Origin of the sequence: Prevotella sp. P2-180 (assembly GCF_002251435.1) — a bacterium.
GTDB lineage: Bacteria > Bacteroidota > Bacteroidia > Bacteroidales > Bacteroidaceae > Prevotella.
The window spans coordinates 1-24,247 of record NZ_NPJI01000110.1 but is presented as its reverse complement, the minus strand read 5'-3'; the positions used below and the strand labels follow the sequence as shown (position 1 = coordinate 24,247).

The window sequence follows — 24,247 nt, the reverse complement described above, 5'->3', positions numbered from 1 at the left end:
GAATGAAGAATGAAGAATGAAGAATTAAGTATTAAGAATGAAGAATTTTCATTAAAACACCTTTACTCCGACAAAAAGCGTGCGGGGCTGGGTGGGACCATAGAAATAACCAGAGTCGCGGAATTCGCCGCGGTCGAGGTCTTTTTGGAACGCGTTGAGGAGGTTTTGGATGCCGCAGTTGAGCTGGAGTTTCAGATGATGGCCTAACGAGAATGTGTAGGAAGCCTTGGCGGAAAGCTCTATGAAGTCGGGTGTATGCACCATTTCGTCTGTCTCGCCGAAGTGAGGAACGTACATGCGGCCTGTATAGATGCCCGACATGGAAAGGTCAAGGCGCTTGGCTGGCTTCAGGTTCATCGTGAAATAACCGTAGATGTCGGGAGTGCGTGGCATGTTCTTCACTGGTGCCACTTCTGGGTTTTCGCTCCATGTGGTCAACTCCTTGTAGCGGCTGCGCTGGAGTGTGAGTCCGGCCTGCAATGAAAAGTTTTGGCCATGGGCTGCCCTTGCGTCGAAGTTTACGCCATAGACGTTTGCACCATTGCCGTTGCATCGTTCCTGTACAGTGTTTCCGTCGGGATCAACACCAATGTTCTGAAGGTAAAAAACGTCGGTCAGTGAGGTGTAGAATGCCTCGCCCAAGATGTTGAAGAGAAAATGGCCGTGGCGGAATGTCCAGTCTACAGATCCGCTAATGCTGTTGGACTTTTCCGGTTTCAATCCGTCGGCGAGTTTTATCAGCACTCCTTCGCCACCAACAGCCGTTACGTGAAGGTCTTCGTCGTAAGCTTGTGGTGCGCGGAATCCAGTAGACCAGGTTAGGCGTGCCTGTAGATTATCAGATGTTTTCCACATCATGTTCAGTCGCGGACTGATTATAGGATTGTCTATGAGGTTATGGCTGTCGATGCGCAGTCCGGCAAGCAGTGTGATGCGGTTGACTGTCCATTCTCCCTGCCCGTAGGCACTGGCAATTTTCACGTCTTGTTTGAGGTCGCGGTTGTAGCCTGTCATGATGTCGTGGAGGGTGTTGTATTGGTATTCTATACCTCCGGTTAATGTGGCGGGAGCGAAAAGCAGACGGCTGAAGCGTCCTGTGTAAGTTGCGCCTCCCACATAGGTGAGGTCTTTGGTCTTGCCGTATGCGTCGGGGTCTTGTTGGGCGCCGTAGTAGCTGTTGCGGTCTATGTGTTGCAACGAAGAGAAGAGCGATACCTTGTGAGCCCATTCTTTCCATGCAATGTCGTAGGTAAGTCCTCCACTGTTTATTATATGGCGTGTTTGTTCCGTTATGTCGGAAAGATGCGGCTCAAGGTCAAACTTGTTGCCTCCGCGGCGGAATTCGTTGGTGGTGTGGTATTCCAAACCTATGCGTGTGAACTGTGTCGGGCGGTAAAAGCTGTGTAGGCCGAAGGTGTGGGCCGAGAGCTTTCCGAGTTCCGAAAAACCGTCGCCGTCGTGGTCGTACTGTTGTCTGTTGCGGTATGTCTGATAAAGGGCGAGTCCGTAGGAGTTGTCGTGTGCCACTATCGAGGCGTTTGCCCCCATGTTGTCTTCCCACGCTTTCCCTCCAATAGACGAGAGTGTGTTGTTGAATTCGAAGGAGTTGCTTTTCGGGTCTTTGGTTATGATGTTTATCGTTCCTCCTACGGCATTTGCTCCAAACAAAGCCGAGCCACCGCCTCTTACTACCTCTATTCGGTCGACCATGGCTGCTGGTATCTGTTCCAATCCGTAAACACCTGCAAGCGAACTGACTACGGGTCGGCTGTTGATAAGTATCTGTGAGTATGACCCTTCCAGTCCGTTGATTCTCACCTGTGGGAATCCGCAGTTCTGGCAGTTGTTTTCTACTCTTAATCCCGACTGGTATGAAAGGGTTTTTGCCAAGTCGGGCGCGTTTACTTGTTCAAGTAGTTTTGCGCTGATGACGTTCACCACTACTGGTGCATCCTTTCTTTTCATAGCGCTTTTGTTGGCCGATACAACCACGTCGTCGAGGTTTACGGTACGGTGTATGTCGTGGTCGTGACTATCTTTGTAAGACAGTTCTTTGTCGTTGTTATCCATGATGTATTGTTTTGCTGCTTCTGCTTTGTGTGTCAGCGTCGCCATAGTAACCATTATGGCCATCGATAAAAAGTTCTTTTTCATTTCTGTTTTTCCTGTTTTATTCTGTTTTCGGGTGCAAAGGTAAGGCAATATATCGGGTTGTGAAATACTCAAAAGGTGGTATTCGTTTCCGGCATTGGCGTTATGTTTAATAATAACATGTTATTGGGGTAATAAATAATAATGATGTTAATTCGCAAAAAAGAATGCTAATACCTAAAAATAAGTATTGTGTGAATGATGAAAAAGTACTATCTTTGCAGCCAAAATAGCGACCGAAATAACATGAAGAGGATGAAACTTTACGAGGCCGACGACAAGATGATTGACCTCATTAGCGACAATTACAGTATGCTGCAAGGCCTGGGGGCCTTTGGTATACATCTTGGTTTTGGCGACAAGACAGTGGAAGAAGTATGTCACGAACAAGGAGTTGACTGTTACACTTTTGTTATAGTGGTGAATTTTCTAATAAATGGATATGCTCCGAAGGAAACCGACGAGAAAATCTCGGTGAAGACCCTCTTGGGCTATCTGCGTGCCTCCCATACCTTTTTCCTCGATTATCAGCTTCCAACCATCAGACGAAGGCTTGAGGAGTCGTTGGCGGATGGCAGCGGCCTTGCCCCACTCATACTGCGTCTTTACGACGAGTATGCCCACGACATCCATCTTCACATGAAATATGAGGAGAAAACCCTTTTCCCTTATGTTGAAGCTTTGCTGCGTGGTGAGCGCATACCTAATTATAATGTGGAGATATTTTCAAAGCATCACAGCGACACTACAGGCAAGTTTCAGGAGCTAAAAAACATCATAATAAAATATCTGCCACACAACAGTCTTGCCAATCATCAACTTACGGGCACTCTCTACGACATTTACAACAACGAAGAATGGCTTACCAACCATAGCAATGTGGAGGAAGTGTTGTTTGTGCCTGCCATCCGTCTGCTTGAGCAGAAAGTGAAGGCCGACGATGTCACCGCCCGTATCACGAGTATGATAAAGTGTCCTGAAAGCACAGAGTCAATTTCTGAGCGCGAGAGGGAGATAATAGTGTGTTTGGTGCAGGGCATGAGCAACAAGGAGATAGCCTCCCGCCTGTTTATATCCGTAAATACGGTTATCACTCATCGACGCAACATAGTGCGTAAACTCCAGATACACTCTCTTGCAGGTCTAACCATATACGCCATTGCCAACAATATGATAGATATGCCGCAGATATAAAAAAACAGGAAATAGGGTGGAAAATTGAAGGAAAAGAGGTGATTTTTGTAAGAAAACAAGAAAAAATAAGGACGATATTAAAAAAAATAGCAAAAAGATTTGGAGGATTAAGAAAAAGTCAGTACCTTTGCAGTCGCAATCAGGGAACAAACGATTGCAATACAAAATTGGGATATGGTGTAATGGTAACACTGCAGATTCTGGTCCTGCCTTTCCTGGTTCGAGTCCGGGTATCCCAACAAAGAAGAGCGCAATCTTTCGAGGTTGCGCTCTTTTGTTTATGCCAAAAGGAGTGTGAGCTCCATTAATAATGTTATTTTATGAAACAGGTACGCCCAAAGAAAAATCTCGGTCAACATTTTCTCACAGACCTCACAATAGCAAAACGCATAGCGGACACAGTGGACGCATGCCCGGAACTTCCCATTTTGGAAGTCGGACCGGGCATGGGAGTGCTTACGCAGTATCTTGTGGAAAAACCGCGTGAAGTGAAGGCGGTGGAGATAGATACAGAGTCGGTGGCTTATCTTTATGAACGCTTCCCACGACTTCGCGACAATATATTGGGAGAGGACTTTCTGAGAATGGATTTATCGAAGATTTTTGAAGGACGACAATTTGTGCTCACCGGAAATTATCCGTATGACATCTCGTCACAGATATTCTTCAAAATGCTCGACAACAAAGACCTCATACCTTGCTGTACGGGTATGATACAACGAGAGGTGGCGCAACGTATGGCATCTCAGCCTAACACGAAGGCTTATGGTATATTGAGCGTGATGATACAAGCATGGTACGATGTGGAGTATCTGTTTACTGTGGATGAAGGTGTGTTTAACCCTCCGCCTAAGGTTAAGAGTGCGGTGATAAGAATGACCCGCAATGAGACCACCAGTCTTGGATGCAACGAACAACTGTTTAAGAGAGTTGTGAAAACAGTGTTCAACCAACGTCGAAAAATGTTGAGAGTGAGTATGCGGCCATTGTTCGCAGACCACACTGTCAGTGAAGGCTTCTTTTCTCATGATATTATGACCCGACGCCCCGAACAGCTGACAATAAAAGAATTTGTTGAGTTGACAAACATGGTGGAAACGGAGTTGGCTACTATATAATATATAAATAAGGTGAAGATGAAAAACTTTCTTTCTTTTATTGCATGTACTCTTGGAGCGTTGGCTGTGCTGATTGCACCAATGATACCTCATCATCATCATGGTGAGGAAGTATGTGTAGTGATGGAAAGATGTAGCATCGACAATCGTATAAACGACACACATACCGGACATCATGGAGAAGACCATGATTGCTCGTCGTGTATAAAAAATGCACAGTGGCTTGATGTAAGGGCAAACTACAACCGCAATGTTGCCGATCTTTGCCTTTTGCCGCTGTTTGTTGTGTTCGGATATGAATGGCATATAAAGGATGTTCACATATCCGAACTGAAAAATCATTTCTGCCGCTCAACCATTAATGTTCTGGAAGGTTATGGAGGGGTGAGTGGCCTGAGGGCGCCGCCGTGTTTTAGTTAAGGGGAAGTTAAGCACATGCGAAACTTAAGACATTTAGTTAACTAAAACAAGAATTAATATGAAACACATTGGAATTTATAGTATATTGATGGCAGCATGCCTTATGGCAAGTTGTCATCCGGGAGAAAAACGTCATGGCGCTCACGACCATGAGGGAGAAGAAAAAGAAGATCATTCCGGCGAAATAGTCATGACATACGAACAGATGGAAAAAGCCGGAGTGGATATTGAGACTGTTGAACCGGGAGATTTCACCGCAGTGATGAAGGCGGCCGGACAGATAGTAAGAAGACAGGGCGACGAACAAACTGTATCTGCTACAATAAGCGGGATCGTTTATTGGAGAAATGCTTCGCTATCGGAAGGAAGTCAAGTTGGCAGTGGACAGCCACTGGCCGACATTACCGCCCGTCACTTGCAAGACGGCGACCCTATTGCCAAGGCAAAGGCTACCTTTGAAGCCGCAAAGAGCGAGATGGAAAGAGTGAAACCTCTGGCCGACGAGAATATCGTGTCGCAACGGGAGTATGAACAAGCAAGACTAAACTATCAGACTGCAAAAGCGGCTTATGAAGGCATTGCAGCATCGAAAAGTGGAAGCGCAGTTGTGACTACTGGAATGGGAGGCTTCATAAAGTCGCTTATTGTGAAGTCGGGTGACTATGTAAACGTTGGTGATCCAATAGCCGTTGTGACTCAAAACAGACGACAGCAACTGGTGGTGGATGTACCGGAATGTGCTTATCGTAACATGAACGATATCAGGAGTGCAAACTTCAAGGCCACTGGTAATGACAACGTTTATAAACTATCGGAACTGAACGGGAAACTAATATCCTATAGCCGCACACTGCCCGAAGGTTCTGCTTATTTGCCAGCCACTTTTGAGTTTGACAACGTGGGCGATATCATTGCAGGTTCGTTTGTCGAAGTCTATTTGTTGCTAAAGCAAAAACAAAATGTTATCACTGTGCCTAATACATCCCTTACCGAGGAACAGGGACTTTACTATGTGTATGTAAAGAAACATAACCATAATCACGAGGCTCATGAAGACCATGAACACGAAGACCATGATCACGAGGCTCATGAAGGCCATGAACATAAAGGTGAAGAAGGCATTTTTGAGAAACGTGAAGTAAAGATAGGGCAAACTGACGGAGTGCGCACAGAGATATTGTCAGGACTGAAAGCCGGAGAGTGTATAGTGACTGAAGGAGCATATCAGGTGAAGCTTGCTGCCTCGTCTTCTGTCATTCCTGAAGGACATAATCACAACCATTAACATCACAGGCCATGTTAAACAAAATAATCAGATTTTCACTCGACAATCGCCTTGTAGTGCTCATACTTGGAGTGTTGCTGACCATAGGCGGCCTATATACGGCCGACAACATGGAGGTGGATGTCTTTCCTGACCTTAACGCCCCCACAGTTGTCGTAATGACGGAGGCGAAGGGCATGGCTGCCGAGGAAGTGGAACGACTTGTGACATTTCCTATTGAAACGGCCGTGAATGGTGCTACCGACGTGCGACGAGTAAGGTCGTCATCAACAAATGGTTTCTCGGTGGTTTGGGTAGAATTCAACTGGGGGGCGGATGTGTATCGTGCCCGACAGATTGTGACCGAAAAGCTTTCTACTGTGAATGATGCCTTGCCGCAAGGTATAGGTAGTCCTACGTTAGGTCCACAGTCGTCGATACTCGGCGAACTGATGTTTGTGTCGCTCACATCCGACACTACCTCGCTTCAGCAGCTTCGCACACTTGCCGACTGGACCATTCGTCCGCGTCTTATGGCTTCGGGTGGTGTGGCTCAGGTGGCCGTGCTTGGTGGCGACATTCGCGAATACCAGATACAGCTTAGCCCTGAGCGTATGAAGCATTTCGATGTTGGTCTTAACGAGGTGATTAACGCAGTGGGCAACATGAACCGCAATGTTGCGGGCAACACTCTTTACGAGTATGGCAACGAATACATCATACGAGGATTGCTCACCACCAACGATCCGGTGGAGATAGGCAAGGCTGTGGTGAAAAAGTCGCCGTCGGGAATGCCCATTCGTCTTGACGCAATAGCTGAAGTGATGGTGGGTAACCGTATGCCGCGCATGGGTACCGCTTCATATAATGGCAAGCCTGCCGTGATAATGACAGTGACGAAACAACCATCCGTGTCCACTCTCGAACTCACAGAAGCTCTTGATTCCACTATCGTCTTGCTTAAGAAGAGTCTGCCAGCTGATGTGAAACTCTCTACGGATGTTTACCGACAATCGCGTTTTATCGAGAGCAGTATTGACAATGTTAAAAACGCTCTCATTGAAGGTGGAGTGCTTGTAGTGGTAGTGTTGTTCCTCTTCTTGATGAACGTGCGCACAACATTGATATCGCTTGTTACCATACCACTATCGTTGCTTGCAGCCATCGTGGCGTTACATTTTATGGGATTGACTATCAATACGATGAGTCTTGGAGGTATGTGTATTGCCATAGGATCACTGGTGGACGATGCCATAGTGGACGTGGAAAATGTTTACCGTAGACTGCGTTTGAACAGAATGTTGCCCAAAGCAGAGCAAAGTTCTGTGATAGAGGTGATATTCGAGGCGTCGAAGGAAGTGCGTCTGCCCATTCTCAACTCAACTCTGATAATCATTGCAAGCTTTGTGCCCATATTCTTTCTTTCGGGCATGGAAGGCAGAATGCTACAGCCGCTTGGGGTGGCATTCATCGTGGCATTGTGCTCCTCTACCGTTGTGGCACTTACCATGACACCGGTGATGTGCAGCTATCTCCTGGGAAAGGGAAAGGTTAACGGGCAAGGACAAGAACCGATAGTGGCACGCAAGCTAAAGGCATGGTATACCACGGCCTTGGAAAGGGTCATAGATAAAAAGATTGCCGTTGTCGCTTCAACATGTGTGGCTCTTGTGGCAGCCATAGCTGTATTTGCCAGTCTTGGAAGTAGCTTTCTGCCACCATTCAACGAAGGCTCTTTCACCATAAACGTAAGCACTTTGCCTGGCATTTCCCTTGAAGAGTCTGACAAGATTGGACGAAGGGCGGAGGAACTGTTGCTTTCTGTACCCGAGATAAAGGTGGTGGGAAGGAAAACAGGGCGTGCCGAACTCGACGAGCATGCTCTTGGTGTGAACACTTCGGAGATAGAGGCTCCATACGAACTAAAGGACCGTTCGAAAGACGAACTTCTTGCCGACATTCGCCACAAGCTGTCGGAGATTCCTGGAGTGAACATAGAAGTGGGCTCGCCCATAAGCCATCGCATCGACGCCATGCTCTCAGGAACGAGGGCAAGCATTGCGATAAAGGTGTTTGGTCCAGACCTTAACCACATCTTTAAAATTGGCAACGAGATAAAGTCTAGTATTAAGGATATAGAGGGAGTGGCTGATCTTAACGTAGAGCAGCAGGTGGAGCGTCCGCAGCTCACGATAAAGCCAAAACGTACGATACTTGCAAAATATGGCGTGACCATGCCTGAGTTTGTTGACATGATTGAGGTTCTGCTAGAAGGTCGCGAGGTGTCGCAAGTGTTTGAGGGAAACCAGACCTTTGCACTTACACTTAAAGTGGATGATGCCAGCCGACAAAGCATTTGGGGCATCAGACATCTTATGGTTGATGCCGGAGGTCGTAAGGTGGCTCTAGAAAACATAGCGGAGATAACATCTACTGCCGGCCCGAACACCATAAGCCGTGAGAATGCACAGCGCAAGGTGGTGGTATCGTGCAATGTGGCTGGAAGGGACCTCTTGGGAGTGGTGCGAGACATACAGCACAAGGTGGACGAAAACGTAAATATGCCTGAGGGTTATCATGTGGAATACGGCGGACAGTTTGAGAGTCAGCAGCAGGCTTCCCGCACTCTTACCATCACTTCGCTGTTGTCGCTGCTTGTCATCTTCATGTTGCTGTTCAGTCAGTTCAGAAGCGTGAGACAATCGGCTGTGGTGATGATAAATCTGCCATTGGCATTGATAGGCGGTGTGGTGGCGATATGGATGACGAGTGGTGTGGTGAGCATTCCTTCTATCATTGGTTTCATCTCGCTGTTTGGAATTGCCACACGTAACGGAATGCTTCTCGTTTCCCGATACAACGACCTGCGTGAAAATGGCATGCCGTTGAAGCAGTGTGTGCTTCAAGGGTCGGCAGACCGTCTTAATCCAATATTCATGACTGCCTTAACTTCTGCCTTGGCCCTAATACCTATGGTGCTTGGCGGAGACTTGCCTGGAAACGAGATCCAGAGCCCGATGGCAAAGGTTATTCTTGGCGGACTTCTCACTTCCACATTACTCAACGGGTTTATCATTCCGGTAATGTATCTTTTGAGTGAGGAGAGAGGTGCAAGGGGAGAAAAGTGAGGATATAAAAATATTAAAGATATGAACAGAGGTACAGTATTATTTTTAGCCATGATGGCTGGTTCAACGCTCTTTGCACAAAATGGCATAGAAAAAGCGTTGGCGGAGATAGAGGTCAACAACACTACGTTGAAAGCAATGCAGAAATCTGTGGAGGCACAGAAAAAAGCTAATCATGCCGACAATACACTTGCCGACCCGGAATTGGGAGTGAACAGACTATGGGGAAACCCTTCGTCGATAGGCAACCGAACCGACATTAGCGTAAGTCAGGAATTTGACTTCCCTACTATAACTGGTGCAAAAACAAAAGTGGCAAAACGTCGAGACGACATGGTAGACTGGCAGTATAAGTCTGAACGCTGTGTCATACTGCTTGAAGCTAAGAAAGCTCTTATCGACGCTATATATTATAATAGGTATATAGCTGAGCTTGAGCGGAGAATGACTCATGCCAATGCCATTTATCTGGCTCAGAAGCGTAGTCTTGAGACTGGGGCTAGCAACAAACTCGAATTAAATAATGTTAGTCTGAGCTTGTCGCAGATAACTACTGAGATGAAAAAGGCTGAGGCTGAGCAACAGGCGGTGATGACACAACTTGCACGACTTAATGGAGGACAGGCCGTGAAGGTGGCTGACACGGTTTTCATCATGCCCGACCTGCCTTCCGACTTCGATTCTTGGTACAATCAGGTGATGGCCTCACATCCCACATTTGGTTATGCCGAGAGCCAGACGGCTATGACCCGCAGTCAGCTATCTGCTGTCCGTCAGTCTGCCCTTCCTTCCATCTCTCTTGGCTACATGAGCGAGAAGACCATGGGCGAGCAGTTTCAGGGTCTTACAGTTGGCCTGAGCGTACCGTTGTGGAGCAGCGGACGCCGCATAAGACAAGCCAAGCGTGAGAGCGAGGCTGCCGATGCGGTTCGCGACGATGCAAAAGGACAGCTTTACGGCATACTTCAAGAGCGATACTTTCGCGCAAAGGGACTCGTTGAGGCTGTAGAGACATCGAAAAAGGCCTTGGCTGAAGCCGACAACAGCCAGCTGCTTGCCAAGGCCCTTAAAGCCGGTGAGATATCTGTTGTAGAATATCTTGTAGGTTTGTCGTACTATTACGATGCAATCGACAATGTGCTTTCTACCGAGCGCGAGTGCCAGAAGGCTTGCGCTGAGCTGACTGACTTCCTGCTTTAGCAGCAGGACGTCTTCTTGCGACAGGCTTCTTTTTTACTGTTGCAGGCTTCTTCTCTATTACGGTAGCTTTTAGGATTCTTACGTCTTCCAGCGGACGGTCATTCTCGTCGGTGGCCGTCTGCTGTATTTTTTCCAGCACGTCGAGTCCTTCGGCTATCTCGCCAAATACGGTGTATCCTCCGTCGAGATGCGGAATGCCGCCAATGGTCTTGTATGTCTCACGCATCTCAGGAGTAATTTTCACTCGGTATCCGTAGAGTGTGTCGAGGCGCTGCTGCATCTTGTCGAGCTCAGCATCGGTAAAAGTCTTCCCCCAAGCCAAGTAGAAGTGGCATGCGCTTGACTCGCGGTAAGGGTTGTCGCTATCTGGTTCACGTGCGGCGGCAAGCACTCCGCGGCGGTGATATAGTTGTGGCAGACGCAGTTCTTGTTCCACGGTCCAGTCAAGATCGCCCTCGCCGAGGAAATCTCCAGGTTTGGCTTCTTTGCTCTTCGGGTCGCCGCACTGTATCATGAAGTCTTTAATGACGCGGTGGAAAAGTAGTGAGTCATAGACGTGGAGGTTGACGAGCTTTAGGAAGTTGTCGCGGTGTAGTGGTGTCTCGTTGTAGAGTTTCAGTTTGATGTTGCCAGCTGTTGTCTCGAGCAACACTTCTTTGCAGTTGTTGCTTTCTTGGGCTCTCAGTCCCAGTGAGAATGCCATGATTATGGCGCAGATGATTGTTTTCATAATGATAAAAGTGTTGATTTTGATGGTGCAAAGATAAATAAAGATGTGGAAAATACAAAATATTGCTCAAAAAAATAATATTTTTAATGAATATTTGTTACCTTTGCAGCGGTTATCGTAAGTAAATTCTCTACTTTAGTAAGTAATGGAGTGAACTCATAAGAAGTAGAAAATAAATTATAATAATAAAATAATGGAATTATTGGGATTAGACATTCATGCATGGTACACCATCGCAATCGTAGTGGTGATGTTTGGTTTGCTGTTAAAAACCAAGTTGCCTGTGGAGATGGTGTTTCTCGGAGGAATTGGATCGTTGATAATCAGCGGTTCGCTGCCTGTGAAAGAAGCTATCTCGGGATTTAGTTCCGAGACGGTTGTCGTTGTCGGAATAATGTTTATCGTGGTCACTGGACTGGTGCATACAGGTGTGCTGCAGTGGGTGGTGAAAAATCTGCTTGGACAGCCGAAAGGGTATGCACGTGCCGTCAGCAAGCTGATGTTGCCTGTGGCTATTCTCAGTTCGTTGCTTAACAACACCACTGTGGTGATGCTGTTTATCAATGTGGTGAAGATTTGGTCGAAGAAACTCAGCATCACACCTTCAAAGATGCTCATTCCGTTGAGCTATGCAGCCGGTTTGGGTGGCGTGTGCACCATCATCGGTTCTCCTACCAACCTTGTCATTGCTGGTTTCTACAAGGAAAAGACCGGTGATGTGATATCTTTCTTTGAGCCTCTTCTTCCCGGTTTGTTCTGCGTGTGTGTACTCATTCTCTCTGTCATTGCCATGCGTCGTATGCTTCCCGACCGCAAGTCTCCCGACGAGTCGTTTGAGTCTATCAGCGACTATACTGTTGAGCTTCTTGTCCCTACAGAGTCTAAGATTGTGGGTGACACGGTGAAGGAGTGCGGACTTGCCGACATCAATGGTGGACGTCTGGTTGAGATAGTGCGTTTCGACAAGGAAATCATTTCGCCCGTGGATGACAATGATTATGTGTTTGGCGGCGACCGCCTGATATTCAGCGGCGACGTAAGCGCGATACTGGAGTTGAAGAAGAGCCACGAGCTTGTGAGTGCTACGGAACATGTATACAGGCTCAACGACGTAGACCGCCGCAGGAAGATAAGCACTGCATACGTTACCTTCACAAGCACCCTGATAGGCAAGACAATAGTGGAAGCCGATTATGAGAAGTCGCACAACATGGTGCTCGTGGCTGTGGCACGTAGCGGCGAGCGCATTGAGACAAGTCCACACGAGGTGGTGCTCAGGGCAGGCGACACATTGATGTTTGAGGGTCGCGGCATAGACAAGGAAGGCATGAAGCACGACCTCTGTTTCTTCGATTCAGAGACAGTGGCCAACTATAGCGTCAAGACCATTGTCTCAACAGTTATCATGCTTTCTATGATTCTCCTTGCCGCCTTCAATGTCATGCCGTTGCTTCGCGCCTGTTTCTTGGCGGCTTTCGCCATGTTGCTTACAAAGTGTTGCAGCATAAAACAGGCTGAGGACAACATCAACTGGAAGGCTCTGATGGTGTTCGCCGGAAGCGTCTGCTTAGGAAAGGCTATAGAGCATACTGGCTTGTCGGAACTTCTTGCCCAGGGCTTGCTCGATGTTTGCGGTTCTAATCCTATTGTCGTTCTGACTGCCATCTGTTTTGTCACTACGTTTGCCACAGAGTTTATTAGCAATACGGCTACCTCCGCCATGTTCTTCCCAATAGCCTACGACGCTGCCATCACCTTAGGTTGCGACCCGATGGCTTTCTGCATGGGCCTGATGATAGCTGCCGCTTCGAGTTTCGCCACTCCTATCGGTTCTCCCACCCACATGCTTGTCTACTCACCAGGCGGCTACCGTTTTGTCGACTTTGTGAAAATTGGCTTGCCTATGAATTTCATCATACTTGCCGCAAACGTGTTTATCGTTAGCTTGCTGTATCTGTAATCAGTTAAACTATGTATAAAAAAGAATTACTCACAATTTTTCTTTTGTACAATTAAAAAAAAACGCTATCTTTGCACTCGTTTTAGGATAAACTACGTATAATAAACAAAAAACAACAATGAGTAAAGTAGTAATAAACAATTATGAAGAGTTTGCCGCAATGCTCGGCAAGAATATCGGTGTGTCAGACTATGTAGAGTTGACACAGGAACGTATCAACCTCTTTGCCGATGCCACTCTCGACCATCAGTGGATACATGTGAATCCAGAGAAAGCTGCCGTGGAAAGTCCTTTCAAAACTACTATTGCCCATGGCTATCTCACTCTCTCTATGCTTCCTTATCTGTGGAATCAGATTATTGAGGTGAATAACCTGAAAATGATGGTGAATTATGGTATGGACAAGATGAAGTTCGGTCAGGCTGTGAAGTCTGGCGAGTCTATCCGTCTTGTTGCCGACCTTTTGTCGATTGCCAATCTTCGTGGCACGGTGAAGGCAGAGATAAAGTTTGCCATCGAGATAAAGGACCAGAAGAAGAAGGCTCTTGAAGGTGTGGCCACGTTTCTCTATTATTTTGAGTAAATGAAGAATGAAGAGTGAAGAGTGAAGAATGAAGAGTGAAGAATGAAGAGTGAAGAATGAAGAATGAAGAGTCGTGACATTTGATGAAAATATCTAACGCCATAATTAAGATACTTCTGCCGATAGTGTTGGGTGGGGCCATACTCTACTGGATGTACCGTGGATTTGACTTCGACAGTATGAGCCATGTCTTGTTGCATGAGATGGACTGGACGTGGATGCTTTTGTCGTTTCCGTTCGGCATACTAGCCCAGGCTTTCCGCGGATGGAGATGGAAACAGATGCTCGACCCGATAGGCGAACATGCTCGTCGTTCAACAAGTGTCAACGCTGTTTTCCTCTCATATGCTGCAAGCCTCCTGGTGCCACGTATCGGTGAGTTCACTCGTTGCGGTGTGTTGAAGAAAGTCGACGGGGTTTCGTTCACCAAGGCGTTAGGTACAGTGGTCACCGAGAGAGCCATCGACTCTCTGGTAGTGGCTGGTGTTACTGGAGTGACTCTTCTCGCCCAATTGAGCGTCTTCAACGTCTTTTTCGACCGTACCGGCACGAGTGTCGATTCGGTGCTGCACCGTTTCACGGCAGCCGGATATCTTGTCACAATAGTATGTGGTATAGCCTGCCTCGTGCTTCTCCATTTCCTTCTCAAGAAGCTTTCAATATATAATAAGGTGAAAGCTACACTTGGTGGTATATGGCAAGGTATAATTTCGCTGAAAGATGTACGCAACATTCCGCTTTACGTGCTTTTTACACTTGGAATATGGGTGAGCTATTTTCTTCATTATTACCTCACTTTCTTTTGCTTCGACTTCACGTCAGATCTGGGAATAGGCTGTGCCATGGTCACCTTTGTGGTGGGTAGCATTGCCGTTTTGGTGCCAACTCCCAATGGTGCCGGACCGTGGCATTTTGCCGTGAAAACAATGCTGATATTATATGGAGTGGCCGATGAGAAGGCATTATACTTCGTATTAATCGTACATACAGTCCAGACAATGCTTGTCATCGTGCTCGGTATATGGGCATGGGTGGCTTTGAATTTTATAAAAACCAAAAAATGCTATGAGTGAAATTAAAAACCTTAATCCAGAGTGCATCTGGAAAAACTTCGACGCACTGACACAAGTGCCACGTCCGTCAGGACATCTGGAGAAAGTTCAACAATTTCTTCTTGACTTCGCCGCAAGAGTAGGTGTGGAGGCCTTTAAGGATCCTGCCGACAATATTGTAATGCGCAAGCCTGCAACACCAGGTATGGAGGGAAAGAAGGGGGTGATTCTTCAGGCTCACATGGATATGGTGCCGCAAAAGTCGCCTGAAAGCACACACAATTTCGAGACTGACCCCATCGAGACTTATATCGACGGAGAATGGGTAAAGGCTAAAGGAACAACGCTTGGTGCCGACAACGGTATTGGTGTGGCCACAATAATGGCCGTAATGGAAGACAAGACACTGAAACACGGACCTGTGGAGGCTCTCATTACTGCCGACGAGGAAACTGGCATGTTTGGTGCCAATGCCCTGCCTGCCGACGAACTGCATGGCGACGTGCTTCTCAACCTCGACTCTGAGTGCTGGGGCAAGTTCGTGATTGGTAGCGCAGGCGGAATCAATGTCACAGCCACCCTCGGATATAAGGAGGTGGACACCGACCCTGACGACGCTGCAGTGCGTGTCACACTCAAGGGATTGCGTGGAGGACACTCTGGACTGGAAATAAACGAAGGCCGCGCCAATGCCAATAAACTCATGGTTCGCTTCGTGCGCGAAGCCATTGCCGACTGTGAGGCTCGTCTTGCCACATGGCACGGCGGAAACATGCGCAACGCCATACCATTCCAGGCCGTGGTGGTGCTCACGTTACCAAAAGAAAACGTTGAGGCACTGAAGGAACTCGTGGCAGACTGGAAAGCTGACTTCGAAGACGAGTATAAGGGAATAGAAAGCGGAATAGAATTCTTCGTGGAAGATGTGGAGACACCAAAGACCGAACTCCCCGAAGAGATACAAGACAATCTTGTGGATGCCATATATGCCGTTCACGATGGAGTGGTGCGCATGATACCTGCATATCCTCATGTAGTGGAGACATCAAGCAACCTTGCTATCATCGACATCGAAGGCGGCAACGCACTCATTAAGCTCCTGCCTCGTTCAGCACGCGAGGACATGAAAGACTATGTAGTCAACATGATTGCTTCTTGTCTTAATATGGCTGGCATGAAGGTAGAGACAGCCGGAAGCTACGGCGGCTGGGACCCGAATCCCGAAAGCCCGATACTCCACCATCTGCTCCGCATCTATAAAGAGCAGAACGGTAAGGACGGAATCATACAGATAGACCATGCCGGACTGGAGTGCTCTATCATTCTCGGCAAGTATCCACACCTCGACGTCGTTTCCTTAGGGCCTACGATGAAGTCGCCACACACCACAGGTGAGCGTGCACTCATCCCGACAGTAGAACCCTTCTGGAATCTCTTGAAGCAGGCACTGGAAGAAATTTAAGTGTCGATTTATAAGAATAAAGGAGTTTAGTAGTTAAGACAATAGTGAGTCACTCACGATTTTTGGTGGCTTAGACATTTGTCTTAACTCCTTAACTCCTTAACTCTCCTTTTTTGTTAAAAAATCGTTACGGGACGAAAAATTCTTCATTCTTCATTCTTCATTCTTCATTTTTTTTATACCTTTGCACCGAAAAAAATAAAACTGCAACAATTATGGACGATTATCACGCGGAAAACTTCAGTATTTAGGCGTGAGGATGGCAAGACGCCAATCCTCTTGCCATATCGACATTTGTGTGAGACCAAAGGGTCTTAACTGTTTTTGTATAACTATTTTGGATTGGAACAATGCGTACATACTGGAACACAAACGGCGGACTCACCGCCATTAACGAATGGGAACCAAACTGCTGGATTCAAGTAACATGTCCTACAGAAGAAGACCAACTGCTGCTTGAAAAGCAATTCAATATACCCGACTATTTTATGTCGGACATTAGCGATACCGACGAGCGTGCCCGTTATGAGTACGACGACGGCTGGATGCTCATAATCCTTCGTATACCATACGTGAAAGAGATACGTTCTCGAACTCCTTACACCACAGTGCCATTAGGCATCATCCATAAGCGCGACGTCACCATCACAGTCTGTTATTACGAGACAAACATGATGATAGACTTCGTAAGCTATCAACAGAAAAGAGGTGAGGGATTCACCGATTATGTCGACATGATATTCCGCCTGTTCCTCTCCTCTGCCGTTTGGTATCTAAAACGGTTGAAACAAATCAATAGCCTCATTGAAAAGGCAAAACGAAACCTCGACAGGGAGGTAAATAACGAGTCGCTCATAGGACTGAGCAGACTGCAGGACTCGCTCACCTATTTCATCACATCTATACGAGGAAATGAGACGCTACTCTCAAAACTGAAGTTCAAACTCCAGATTGACGAACTCGATGCCGACCTTATAGAAGATGTGAATATTGAGATGACACAGGCCCGCGAGACCACAAACATTTATTCCAACATTCTCGAGTCGACCATGGACACATATTCGTCCATTATCAACAATAATATGAACACGGTGATGCGAACGCTTACATCGGTGTCTATTCTCATGATGTTTCCTACGCTCATAGCCAGTCTCTTTGGTATGAATCTGGTAAACGGCATGGAAGAAAGTCACTATGGTTTTGTCATCGCAATTGTCATTTCAGTGGCCATTTCAGGCCTGTTTTGGTGGATTTTCCGCCATAAACGCCTCATTTAGTCGTTTTTTTTGCAAAAAAACGTCCAAAAATTAGGCTGTTAAAGAAATTTTGCGTAAGTTTGTGCCAAATTTTGTATCGTACCGATTCATTAACTAATAAAAAGTGAAATGATGGACTCTCAAGAGAAAGACCTGGCAACAGGAAAAATTGAAGAAGTGAACACAGAAAATGTGAGCACCGAAGAAGTGAAAAATCAGGAAGAAAACCCAGAAGTGGCACAGATGCCACAGGAGACTTCTGAAGTAGAAACACCCGTATGCAACGATGTTCCTGCAGAGGAACGGCGTGTCTATTCCTCAAAAAAAGAGGTAGTCGAACGATTAAGGGAAATCGCACAAGGAGAAGACGAACCCGACAAGGACGAGGTGGACTTCCTGAAGACGATTTTCTACAAAATGCACATCGCCGAGCGTGAGGCTGCATTTAAGGCACACATCGATAATGGTGGCGACGAGGCGTCTTTCCAAATACTCCCCGACGACGAGGAGGAAGCATTCAAGGCCGAAATGATTATCGTGAAGGAAAGAAGGGCTAAACTTCTTCGACAGCAGGAAGAAGAAAAAGAAAATAATCTCAAACGAAAGCTTGAGATTATCGAAAAAATAAAAACCATGGTCACTTCGCCTGATGAGGCCAATAAGTCATACAACGAATTCAAGGCACTACAGCAGGAATGGAAGGAAATCAAAAATGTTCCGGCTTCCATGGTGAACGAAATTTGGAGAAATTACCAACTCTATGTCGAGCAGTTCTACGATATGCTTAAGCTCAACATCGAGGCAAGGGAATACGACTTCAAGAAAAACCTTGAAAAGAAAACTGCTCTCTGCGAAGCGGCGGAAAAACTTGCAGACGAACCGGATGTCATCAGTGCTTCAAGACAACTGCAGAAACTCCATCAGGAATACAGGGAGACTGGACCTGTGGCTAAGGAACAGAGAGAGGAAATATGGAACCGCTTCAAGGCTGCTTCAACCATCGTAAACAAAAGACACCAGCAGTATTTTGAAGACCTCAGGGCAAAGGAAGAAGATAATCTTGTGAAGAAAACTGCACTCTGTGAAAAAATTGAGGCTCTCGTGGAAGAACCGAATAATAATTTCGCCGACTGGGAAAAACATACAGCAGAACTGATGGAAATACAAAAGGAATGGAAAACCATCGGATTTGCACCACAGAAAATGAACGTGAAGATCTTCGAACGCTTCCGCTCTTCATGCGACAAGTTCTTCAACATGAAAACAGAGTACTACAAAACTCTAAAGGAAACCTACAAGGCAAACATAGAAAAGAAACGCGAACTTATCGAGCGTGCAAGGGCAATGAAGGACAGTAAGGAGTGGAGAAAAACTTCAGACAAGTTCGTACAGCTACAGAAAGAATGGAAAACCATCGGTGTCGTCCCCAAAAAGCAGGGCGACCAGCTTTGGGAGGAGTTCCTGGGACTGTGCAACGAGTTCTTCGAGGCACGCAATAAAGAAGGTGCTGGACAACGCAACGAAGAACATGCCAACCTTGAGAAAAAACGTAACATCATAGCACAACTCAAAGAACTGGCAGACAACCCCGAAGAAGGAGCGCAGCAGAAAGTGCAGGAACTCGTGGAGGAATATAACGCTGTCGGACACGTGCCTTTCAAGGAGAAAGACAAAGTATACGACGAATACCATACAGTGGTTAGGGAAATCTATAAAAAACTGAATATCTCAGCCTCTAGAAAGCGTCTTAACAACTTCAAGGCGAAAATTAAGAACGTGGCGGCTGAGAAGGGCGGAAACGCTCTTGGTAACGAACGCCAGCGTCTGATAAACCAGTACGAAAAACTAAAGAGCGAGGCACAGACATATGAAAACAATCTTGGCTTCCTCAATGCAAGCAGCAAAAAAGGCAACAGCCTCATCGACGAGATGAAGCGAAAGGTACAGAAACTCAAAGACGAGATAGAACTTGTGAAAGACAAAATAAGGGCTATTAACGAGCAGGCAGACGACTTATAACTCTCTGATACAAGTATATTATTTAATCACATAAATACATTTAGGGCAGGCTGACAAATATCAACCTGCCCTTATTATATATATTATTATGTCATATTTTATGTATTAAATGCTAATAATTAACGAAACCTACATCAAAGAATAACATTTTTATCACATTTTTCCAAATATTATCGCTATCTTTGCAACGCAATTCAACCCAAAACTCCTTACCACCAAAAGTGGAACACTTACGTAACATAACTAAAAAAATTATAATATGAAAAAGAAATTTAGAATAATCTTTTCTACGGCCTTGTTTGCCGCAACAATCGGCACTGCCGTAAGCGCCGACGCTGCCGGCTACGTGCGTGACGGAAGAAAAATCAGTCTTGAGATTCCTCAGACAAGTAAGAACCAAGTGAAAGCCATGCGACTCACTGTCGTAAGCGACGACATCATTCGTGTTGAGGCCACTCCCGACGATGCCATCCCTACAAAGCGTAAAAGCCTCGTTGTGGTCAACCGTGAAGGAAAATACAAAGCCGATGTGAAGGAAGACTCACAGAACCTTATCGTCGAGACAGCAAAACTGAAAGTCACCGTCGACAAAAATAACGGACGCGTCACCTTCTTCGACAAAACCACTGGAAAGGTGTTGCTGAAGGAAGCTAACGGAAGCAAGACATTCACAAAATATATATCCAACCAGACAGAACTGCCGGAAAACTATCGACCAACATCGCCAGACGAGGTGAACTGGGGAAAGACAACTGACCTTAACAAACTATCATTGGACGACCGTTCTGGCTACTCATGGAACGTAGTGTTTGACTCTCCAGCCGACGAGGCTTTCTACGGACTCGGACAGCATCAGTCGGAAGAGATGAACTACAAAGGACGCAACGAAGAACTCTTCCAGTATAACACAAAAGTGTCGATACCATTTGTGGTGAGCAATAAGAATTATGGTATTCTCTGGGACTCCTACTCCTACGGACGATGGGGCAATCCCAACAACTACCAGCAGCTACACCGCGCCTTCAGACTGTATGACAAAAACGGTAACCCAGGCTCGCTCACTGGTACTTATACTGAAGAGACAGGCAAGATAATTGAGCGTCGCGAAGACTCTCTCTACTATGAGCACTCTGGTGTCGTGGGACTTCTGCCGCAGGACATCAACCTCGGAAAGTCAAACGTCGTATATCAGGGAGAAATAGAAGCTCCAACCACGGCAAAATACCGTTTCATACTCTATTACTCGGGATATGTGAAGGTATATATGGGCGGACGCCTTGTTGTGCCAGAACGATGGCGCACGGCATGGAACCCCAATGCCTATAAGTTTGAAGTCGACCTGAAGAAAGGCGAACGTACTCCGCTGCGTGTGGAATGGCAACCCGATGGTGGAGTGGCATACTGCGGACTGCGTGCAGCCACACCACAGTCTGAAGCCGAGCAGAACCGCATGTCTATCTGGGCTGAGATGGACAAGGAAATGGACTACTACTTCATTGCTGGCAACAGCTACGACGACGTGATCAAAGGCTACCGCTTCCTAACTGGACGTGCACAAGTGATGCCAAAGTGGTCGCTCGGATTCTGGCAGAGCCGTGAGAAATACAATACACAGGCAGAGGTGGAAGGTGTGCTCGGAGAGTTCCGTAAGCGTCAGATACCGGTCGACGTGATGGTACAGGACTGGCTCTACTGGGAAGAAGACAAGTGGGGCAGCTTCAAGTTCGACCCGAAGCGCTTCCCCGATCCTAAAGGCATGATTGACTATATCCACGACAACAATGCCCGCATACTTATCTCCCACTGGCCAAAGTACTATTCCTCTACCGACAACTACAAAGAGTTTGACAAAAACGGATGGATGTATCAGCAGGCCATAAAGGACAATATACGCGACTGGGTTGGCCCCGGCTATCTCGGCTCTTTCTACGACGCATACTCTGCAGGTGCGAGAAAACTATTCTGGCAGCAAATGCACGACAACCTCTACACCATTGGCATAGACTGCTGGTGGATGGACGCCTCAGAACCAAACGTACGCGACTGTACTCCAATAGAGTATCGTAAGTTGCTCTGCGGACCTACAGCCATGGGCACCAGCGACGAGTATTTCAATGCCTATTCAGTGGTTAACGCCGACGCCATCTACAATGGTCAGCGTTCTGTTGACAACAACAAGCGAGTACTGCTACTCACACGTAGCGGATTTGCAGGCGAACAACGCTTCTCTACCGCCACATGGAGCGGCGACATCGGTACACGATGGGAAGACATGAGAGCACAGATGACAGCCGGACTCAACTTCTCAATGGCAGGTGTTCCATTCTGGGGAATGGACCAGGGAGGCTTCTGCGTAGAGAACCGCTATGTGGCCGCTCAGAAACTTTTCGAGAAAAACGGATATGAAAATGAAGACCTCAAGGAGTGGCGAGAGCTCAACGCACGCTGGAACCAGTTTGGGTGCTTCATACCTCTCTATCGTGCTCACGGCCAGTGGCCATACCGCGAGGTATGGAACCTCGCACCCGAAGGTCATCCATGCTACAACTCCATCGTATATTATGACAAGCTCCGCTACCGCATGATGCCATATCTCTATTCTATGGCAGGCTGGGTGAACTATAAGGACTACACAATGTTGCGCGGCCTTGTTATGGACTTTGCCTCCGACGAGAAGGTGCTCAACATCGGCGACCAGTGGATGTTTGGTCCAGCCTTTATGGCATGTCCGGTGGGCACCTACAAGGCTCGTTCTCGCGACGTCTACTTCCCAAAACAGTCGGCATGGTACGATCTCTATACCGGCAAGCGCTATGAAGGCGGCAAGACCGTCTGCGTATCAGCTCCATACGAGAAGATGCCTGTCTTTGTGCGCGAGGGGTCCATCGTTCCTTTCGGCCCGGAGATTCAGTGGAGCGACGAGAAGAAGCCCGAACTCATCAACCTTTACGTCTATACAGGATCCAACGGCGAGTTTGAACTCTATGAAGACGAAGGCGTAAACTACAACTATGAGAAAGGCAAGTCGTCGAAGATTCTCTTCCAGTGGGACGATGCCTCTAAGACCCTCACCATCGGTGCCCGCCGCGGCTCGTTCAACGGCATGCTGAAGACACGCCGCTTCAATGTCGTTCTTGTCACTGACGGCACACCACTCAACCTCGACAATCCGCAAGGCAAACTGGTGCAGTACAACGGCAAGGCTCTCACAGTGAAGATGTAATTAGAGTTGAGCACATGCGAAACTCTTAAGTAAATAATAGATGAAGTGATGTCAGCTATTACTAGTATACGCGTGATAATTTTTATTTTATCTGTCATCTGTCACTATTCTAATATAACCAATTAGTACATAGACGTTTAGCATGGTGACAGAATGGTGACAGACGATTTTGTCTGTCACCATTCCTTTCCGCAAAACGTCATCGTGGAGACGCTTACAATGACGAAAGATGGCGGAAGTCGCATGGTAAGCATTGCGGAAGAACTGAAAACTCCCTAACTTTTGGTACGACTGTACCACAGCCTTGTATCACGGTTGTTCCATAGCTTTTGGGACGTCCGTTCCATGACTATAGTGACGAGTGTTCCATAGTTATGGGACGGTCGTGATACTAGTTATGGAACAACTGTCCCAACAGCTTTCCTTGCTGATTGTCAGTATGGCACCTACTTCTGCATCTTGGGACAAATAGCCCGTGGCGATGTGACCCAGAGTGAGATAGAGGCGGCCACGGGCATGAAGAGTCTTGGCGGACAGATGAAGGTGCTCGAGGAAAACTATGGAATCATTCGCAAGAAACGCCCGATAGGTGCCAAGGAGGGCAGTCAGACAGTAAGTCATGCCGCTACCAGCAGATTGGTGGTTGGTGGAAATCGGGTGGTCAGAATATAAAAGGCAATCAGGACGATTTCGAGATAGATATAGTGACAGAAACGATTGATGGCGAATTGGAGGCATACGAAGTGAAGCGCAATGCCAAGAAATATAATCCTGCCCGATTAGCGGAGAAGGTGGCCTATATGCAACGCCACAATTTCCAGAACAAGGAGATAAGCTTAAAGGGGCTATCCATGGATGATATGGTTTTTTGAGAATAATACACTGATGGTGTCGCGGAACTTTTTCAGCGCCTCATCGTATTGAAGGCGCTCGGCACGGGTCATACCGCCAACATCGGCTATGCTCCCGAGCTTCTGGAATATGGCACTCTGAGCCGCCGAAAGTCATGGATGAAGCCGATAAGATTATTGCCAAGTTTTTCCCAAAAAACCTTGGTGGATTCAAACTTAAATTGTAACTTTGTCCCCGAATAAATAAAATTAATGCATTATAGTTATGGAAACAACTGCAATTAATAATTGATTTCTCTACCGCATCTTTAATGGCAATGAATAGGACTAAAGAATGTTTTACGTTACTTATTGCATTGCTGCTGACAATGCTTTGCTCATGCGGCAGGAATGCGAAAATCATGGATGAAGCCGAGAGGATTGTCGAGCAATCTCCGGATTCATCCTTGGCTTTGCTGTCAACTGTTGACAGATACTTGTTGTCAAAATCAGACAGGGCGCGCTATGGCCTGCTCTTTACCATGGCACAGGACAAGTCGGGCTTAGATGTGGATATGGACACGCTCATCCGCCAGTCCTACATATATTATGAAGGTGAGCCGGAGACGAAGTACTATGGGCTGAGCCAATACTATA

General features: G+C 46.9%; 17 protein-coding genes, 1 tRNA gene and 2 pseudogenes. 18 read left to right on the top strand and 2 right to left on the bottom strand.

All coding sequences use genetic code 11. From position 1 onward, the window contains the following. Nucleotides 1-51: 51 nt before the first annotated feature. A pseudogene (locus tag CIK98_RS15410) lies at nucleotides 52-1,998 on the bottom strand (TonB-dependent receptor plug domain-containing protein); the annotation flags it as partial. Between the two features lie 399 nt (nucleotides 1,999-2,397). Here CIK98_RS15410 and CIK98_RS15405 point away from each other — a divergent pair. The 7 genes from CIK98_RS15405 (at nucleotide 2,398) to CIK98_RS15375 (ending at nucleotide 10,475) form a co-directional block, all read left to right on the top strand. After that, nucleotides 2,398-3,345, top strand: a complete 948-nt coding sequence (locus tag CIK98_RS15405; RefSeq protein WP_094385801.1) for a helix-turn-helix transcriptional regulator — start codon at nucleotides 2,398-2,400, stop codon at nucleotides 3,343-3,345. A gap of 168 nt (nucleotides 3,346-3,513) precedes the next feature. After that, nucleotides 3,514-3,584 (top strand) — tRNA-Gln (locus tag CIK98_RS15400). A gap of 81 nt (nucleotides 3,585-3,665) precedes the next feature. After that, complete coding sequence (rsmA, locus tag CIK98_RS15395) at nucleotides 3,666-4,463, top strand: 16S rRNA (adenine(1518)-N(6)/adenine(1519)-N(6))-dimethyltransferase RsmA (protein ID WP_094385800.1); 798 nt, start codon at nucleotides 3,666-3,668, stop codon at nucleotides 4,461-4,463. An 18-nt stretch (nucleotides 4,464-4,481) separates the two neighbouring features. Continuing rightward, nucleotides 4,482-4,883 carry a hypothetical protein gene (locus CIK98_RS15390; protein ID WP_141210566.1) on the top strand — a complete coding sequence of 134 codons (402 nt, stop codon included), beginning with the start codon at nucleotides 4,482-4,484 and terminating at the stop codon, nucleotides 4,881-4,883. Between the two features lie 58 nt (nucleotides 4,884-4,941). Then, nucleotides 4,942-6,168 (top strand): efflux RND transporter periplasmic adaptor subunit, encoded by a 1,227-nt coding sequence (locus tag CIK98_RS15385; RefSeq protein ID WP_094385796.1) that lies wholly within the window; start codon nucleotides 4,942-4,944, stop codon nucleotides 6,166-6,168. Nucleotides 6,169-6,179: 11 nt separating this feature from the next. Continuing rightward, the gene (locus CIK98_RS15380; RefSeq protein ID WP_094385794.1) at nucleotides 6,180-9,275 is read left to right on the top strand and encodes an efflux RND transporter permease subunit; all 3,096 of its coding nucleotides are present in this window, start codon (nucleotides 6,180-6,182) and stop codon (nucleotides 9,273-9,275) included. A gap of 21 nt (nucleotides 9,276-9,296) precedes the next feature. After that, nucleotides 9,297-10,475 (top strand): TolC family protein, encoded by a 1,179-nt coding sequence (locus CIK98_RS15375; RefSeq protein WP_094385792.1) that lies wholly within the window; start codon nucleotides 9,297-9,299, stop codon nucleotides 10,473-10,475. On the opposite strand, the gene CIK98_RS15370 is transcribed toward CIK98_RS15375, so the two are convergent. Continuing rightward, nucleotides 10,420-11,205, bottom strand: a complete 786-nt coding sequence (locus tag CIK98_RS15370; protein WP_094385790.1) for a peptidylprolyl isomerase — start codon at nucleotides 11,203-11,205, stop codon at nucleotides 10,420-10,422. The genes CIK98_RS15375 and CIK98_RS15370 overlap by 56 nt on opposite strands. 193 nt (nucleotides 11,206-11,398) lie before the next feature. Here CIK98_RS15370 and CIK98_RS15365 point away from each other — a divergent pair, with 193 nt between their 5' ends. The 11 genes and pseudogenes from CIK98_RS15365 to CIK98_RS15325 all read left to right on the top strand — a co-directional run. Then, entirely contained in the window at nucleotides 11,399-13,165 is a 1,767-nt protein-coding gene (locus tag CIK98_RS15365) for an SLC13 family permease (RefSeq protein WP_094385788.1), read from the top strand. Between the two features lie 118 nt (nucleotides 13,166-13,283). Further along, nucleotides 13,284-13,748, top strand: coding sequence for a MaoC family dehydratase (locus tag CIK98_RS15360; protein ID WP_094385786.1), 465 nt, complete (start codon nucleotides 13,284-13,286; stop codon nucleotides 13,746-13,748). An 83-nt stretch (nucleotides 13,749-13,831) separates the two neighbouring features. Continuing rightward, on the top strand, nucleotides 13,832-14,821 hold the full coding sequence (locus CIK98_RS15355) for a lysylphosphatidylglycerol synthase transmembrane domain-containing protein (RefSeq protein WP_094385784.1): 990 nt from the start codon (nucleotides 13,832-13,834) through the stop codon (nucleotides 14,819-14,821). Then, entirely contained in the window at nucleotides 14,814-16,262 is a 1,449-nt protein-coding gene (locus tag CIK98_RS15350; RefSeq protein WP_094385783.1) for an aminoacyl-histidine dipeptidase, read from the top strand. Before CIK98_RS15355 ends, CIK98_RS15350 begins: the two co-directional genes overlap by 8 nt. A gap of 350 nt (nucleotides 16,263-16,612) precedes the next feature. Continuing rightward, nucleotides 16,613-17,539, top strand: a complete 927-nt coding sequence (locus CIK98_RS15345) for a magnesium transporter CorA family protein (RefSeq protein ID WP_094385781.1) — start codon at nucleotides 16,613-16,615, stop codon at nucleotides 17,537-17,539. A gap of 108 nt (nucleotides 17,540-17,647) precedes the next feature. Beyond that, on the top strand, nucleotides 17,648-19,537 hold the full coding sequence (locus CIK98_RS15340) for a DUF349 domain-containing protein (protein WP_094385779.1): 1,890 nt from the start codon (nucleotides 17,648-17,650) through the stop codon (nucleotides 19,535-19,537). Between the two features lie 259 nt (nucleotides 19,538-19,796). Further along, nucleotides 19,797-22,760, top strand: coding sequence for a TIM-barrel domain-containing protein (locus CIK98_RS15335; RefSeq protein ID WP_094385777.1), 2,964 nt, complete (start codon nucleotides 19,797-19,799; stop codon nucleotides 22,758-22,760). Between the two features lie 153 nt (nucleotides 22,761-22,913). Beyond that, the gene (locus CIK98_RS18985) at nucleotides 22,914-23,039 is read left to right on the top strand and encodes a hypothetical protein (RefSeq protein ID WP_256387788.1); all 126 of its coding nucleotides are present in this window, start codon (nucleotides 22,914-22,916) and stop codon (nucleotides 23,037-23,039) included. Nucleotides 23,040-23,219: 180 nt separating this feature from the next. Beyond that, nucleotides 23,220-23,432: a hypothetical protein gene (locus CIK98_RS15330; protein ID WP_094385775.1), complete on the top strand. Its 213-nt coding sequence runs from the start codon at nucleotides 23,220-23,222 to the stop codon at nucleotides 23,430-23,432. A 32-nt stretch (nucleotides 23,433-23,464) separates the two neighbouring features. Next, nucleotides 23,465-23,632 (top strand): hypothetical protein, encoded by a 168-nt coding sequence (locus tag CIK98_RS18375; protein WP_172409988.1) that lies wholly within the window; start codon nucleotides 23,465-23,467, stop codon nucleotides 23,630-23,632. A 296-nt stretch (nucleotides 23,633-23,928) separates the two neighbouring features. Then, nucleotides 23,929-24,247 (top strand): annotated as a pseudogene (locus CIK98_RS15325) (hypothetical protein); the annotation flags it as partial.

What these genes read in the sequence shown, in the direction of transcription:
- CIK98_RS15405 (WP_094385801.1), top strand. Translation starts at nt 2,398, where the DNA reads ATGAAGAGGATGAAACTTTACGAGGCCGACGACAAGATGATTGACCTC.
- rsmA (WP_094385800.1), top strand. Translation starts at nt 3,666, where the DNA reads ATGAAACAGGTACGCCCAAAGAAAAATCTCGGTCAACATTTTCTCACA.
- CIK98_RS15390 (WP_141210566.1), top strand. Translation starts at nt 4,482, where the DNA reads ATGAAAAACTTTCTTTCTTTTATTGCATGTACTCTTGGAGCGTTGGCT.
- CIK98_RS15385 (WP_094385796.1), top strand. Translation starts at nt 4,942, where the DNA reads ATGAAACACATTGGAATTTATAGTATATTGATGGCAGCATGCCTTATG.
- CIK98_RS15380 (WP_094385794.1), top strand. Translation starts at nt 6,180, where the DNA reads ATGTTAAACAAAATAATCAGATTTTCACTCGACAATCGCCTTGTAGTG.
- CIK98_RS15375 (WP_094385792.1), top strand. Translation starts at nt 9,297, where the DNA reads ATGAACAGAGGTACAGTATTATTTTTAGCCATGATGGCTGGTTCAACG.
- CIK98_RS15370 (WP_094385790.1), bottom strand. Translation starts at nt 11,205, where the DNA reads ATGAAAACAATCATCTGCGCCATAATCATGGCATTCTCACTGGGACTG.
- CIK98_RS15365 (WP_094385788.1), top strand. Translation starts at nt 11,399, where the DNA reads ATGGAATTATTGGGATTAGACATTCATGCATGGTACACCATCGCAATC.
- CIK98_RS15360 (WP_094385786.1), top strand. Translation starts at nt 13,284, where the DNA reads ATGAGTAAAGTAGTAATAAACAATTATGAAGAGTTTGCCGCAATGCTC.
- CIK98_RS15355 (WP_094385784.1), top strand. Translation starts at nt 13,832, where the DNA reads ATGAAAATATCTAACGCCATAATTAAGATACTTCTGCCGATAGTGTTG.
- CIK98_RS15350 (WP_094385783.1), top strand. Translation starts at nt 14,814, where the DNA reads ATGAGTGAAATTAAAAACCTTAATCCAGAGTGCATCTGGAAAAACTTC.
- CIK98_RS15345 (WP_094385781.1), top strand. Translation starts at nt 16,613, where the DNA reads ATGCGTACATACTGGAACACAAACGGCGGACTCACCGCCATTAACGAA.
- CIK98_RS15340 (WP_094385779.1), top strand. Translation starts at nt 17,648, where the DNA reads ATGATGGACTCTCAAGAGAAAGACCTGGCAACAGGAAAAATTGAAGAA.
- CIK98_RS15335 (WP_094385777.1), top strand. Translation starts at nt 19,797, where the DNA reads ATGAAAAAGAAATTTAGAATAATCTTTTCTACGGCCTTGTTTGCCGCA.
- CIK98_RS18985 (WP_256387788.1), top strand. Translation starts at nt 22,914, where the DNA reads ATGGTGACAGACGATTTTGTCTGTCACCATTCCTTTCCGCAAAACGTC.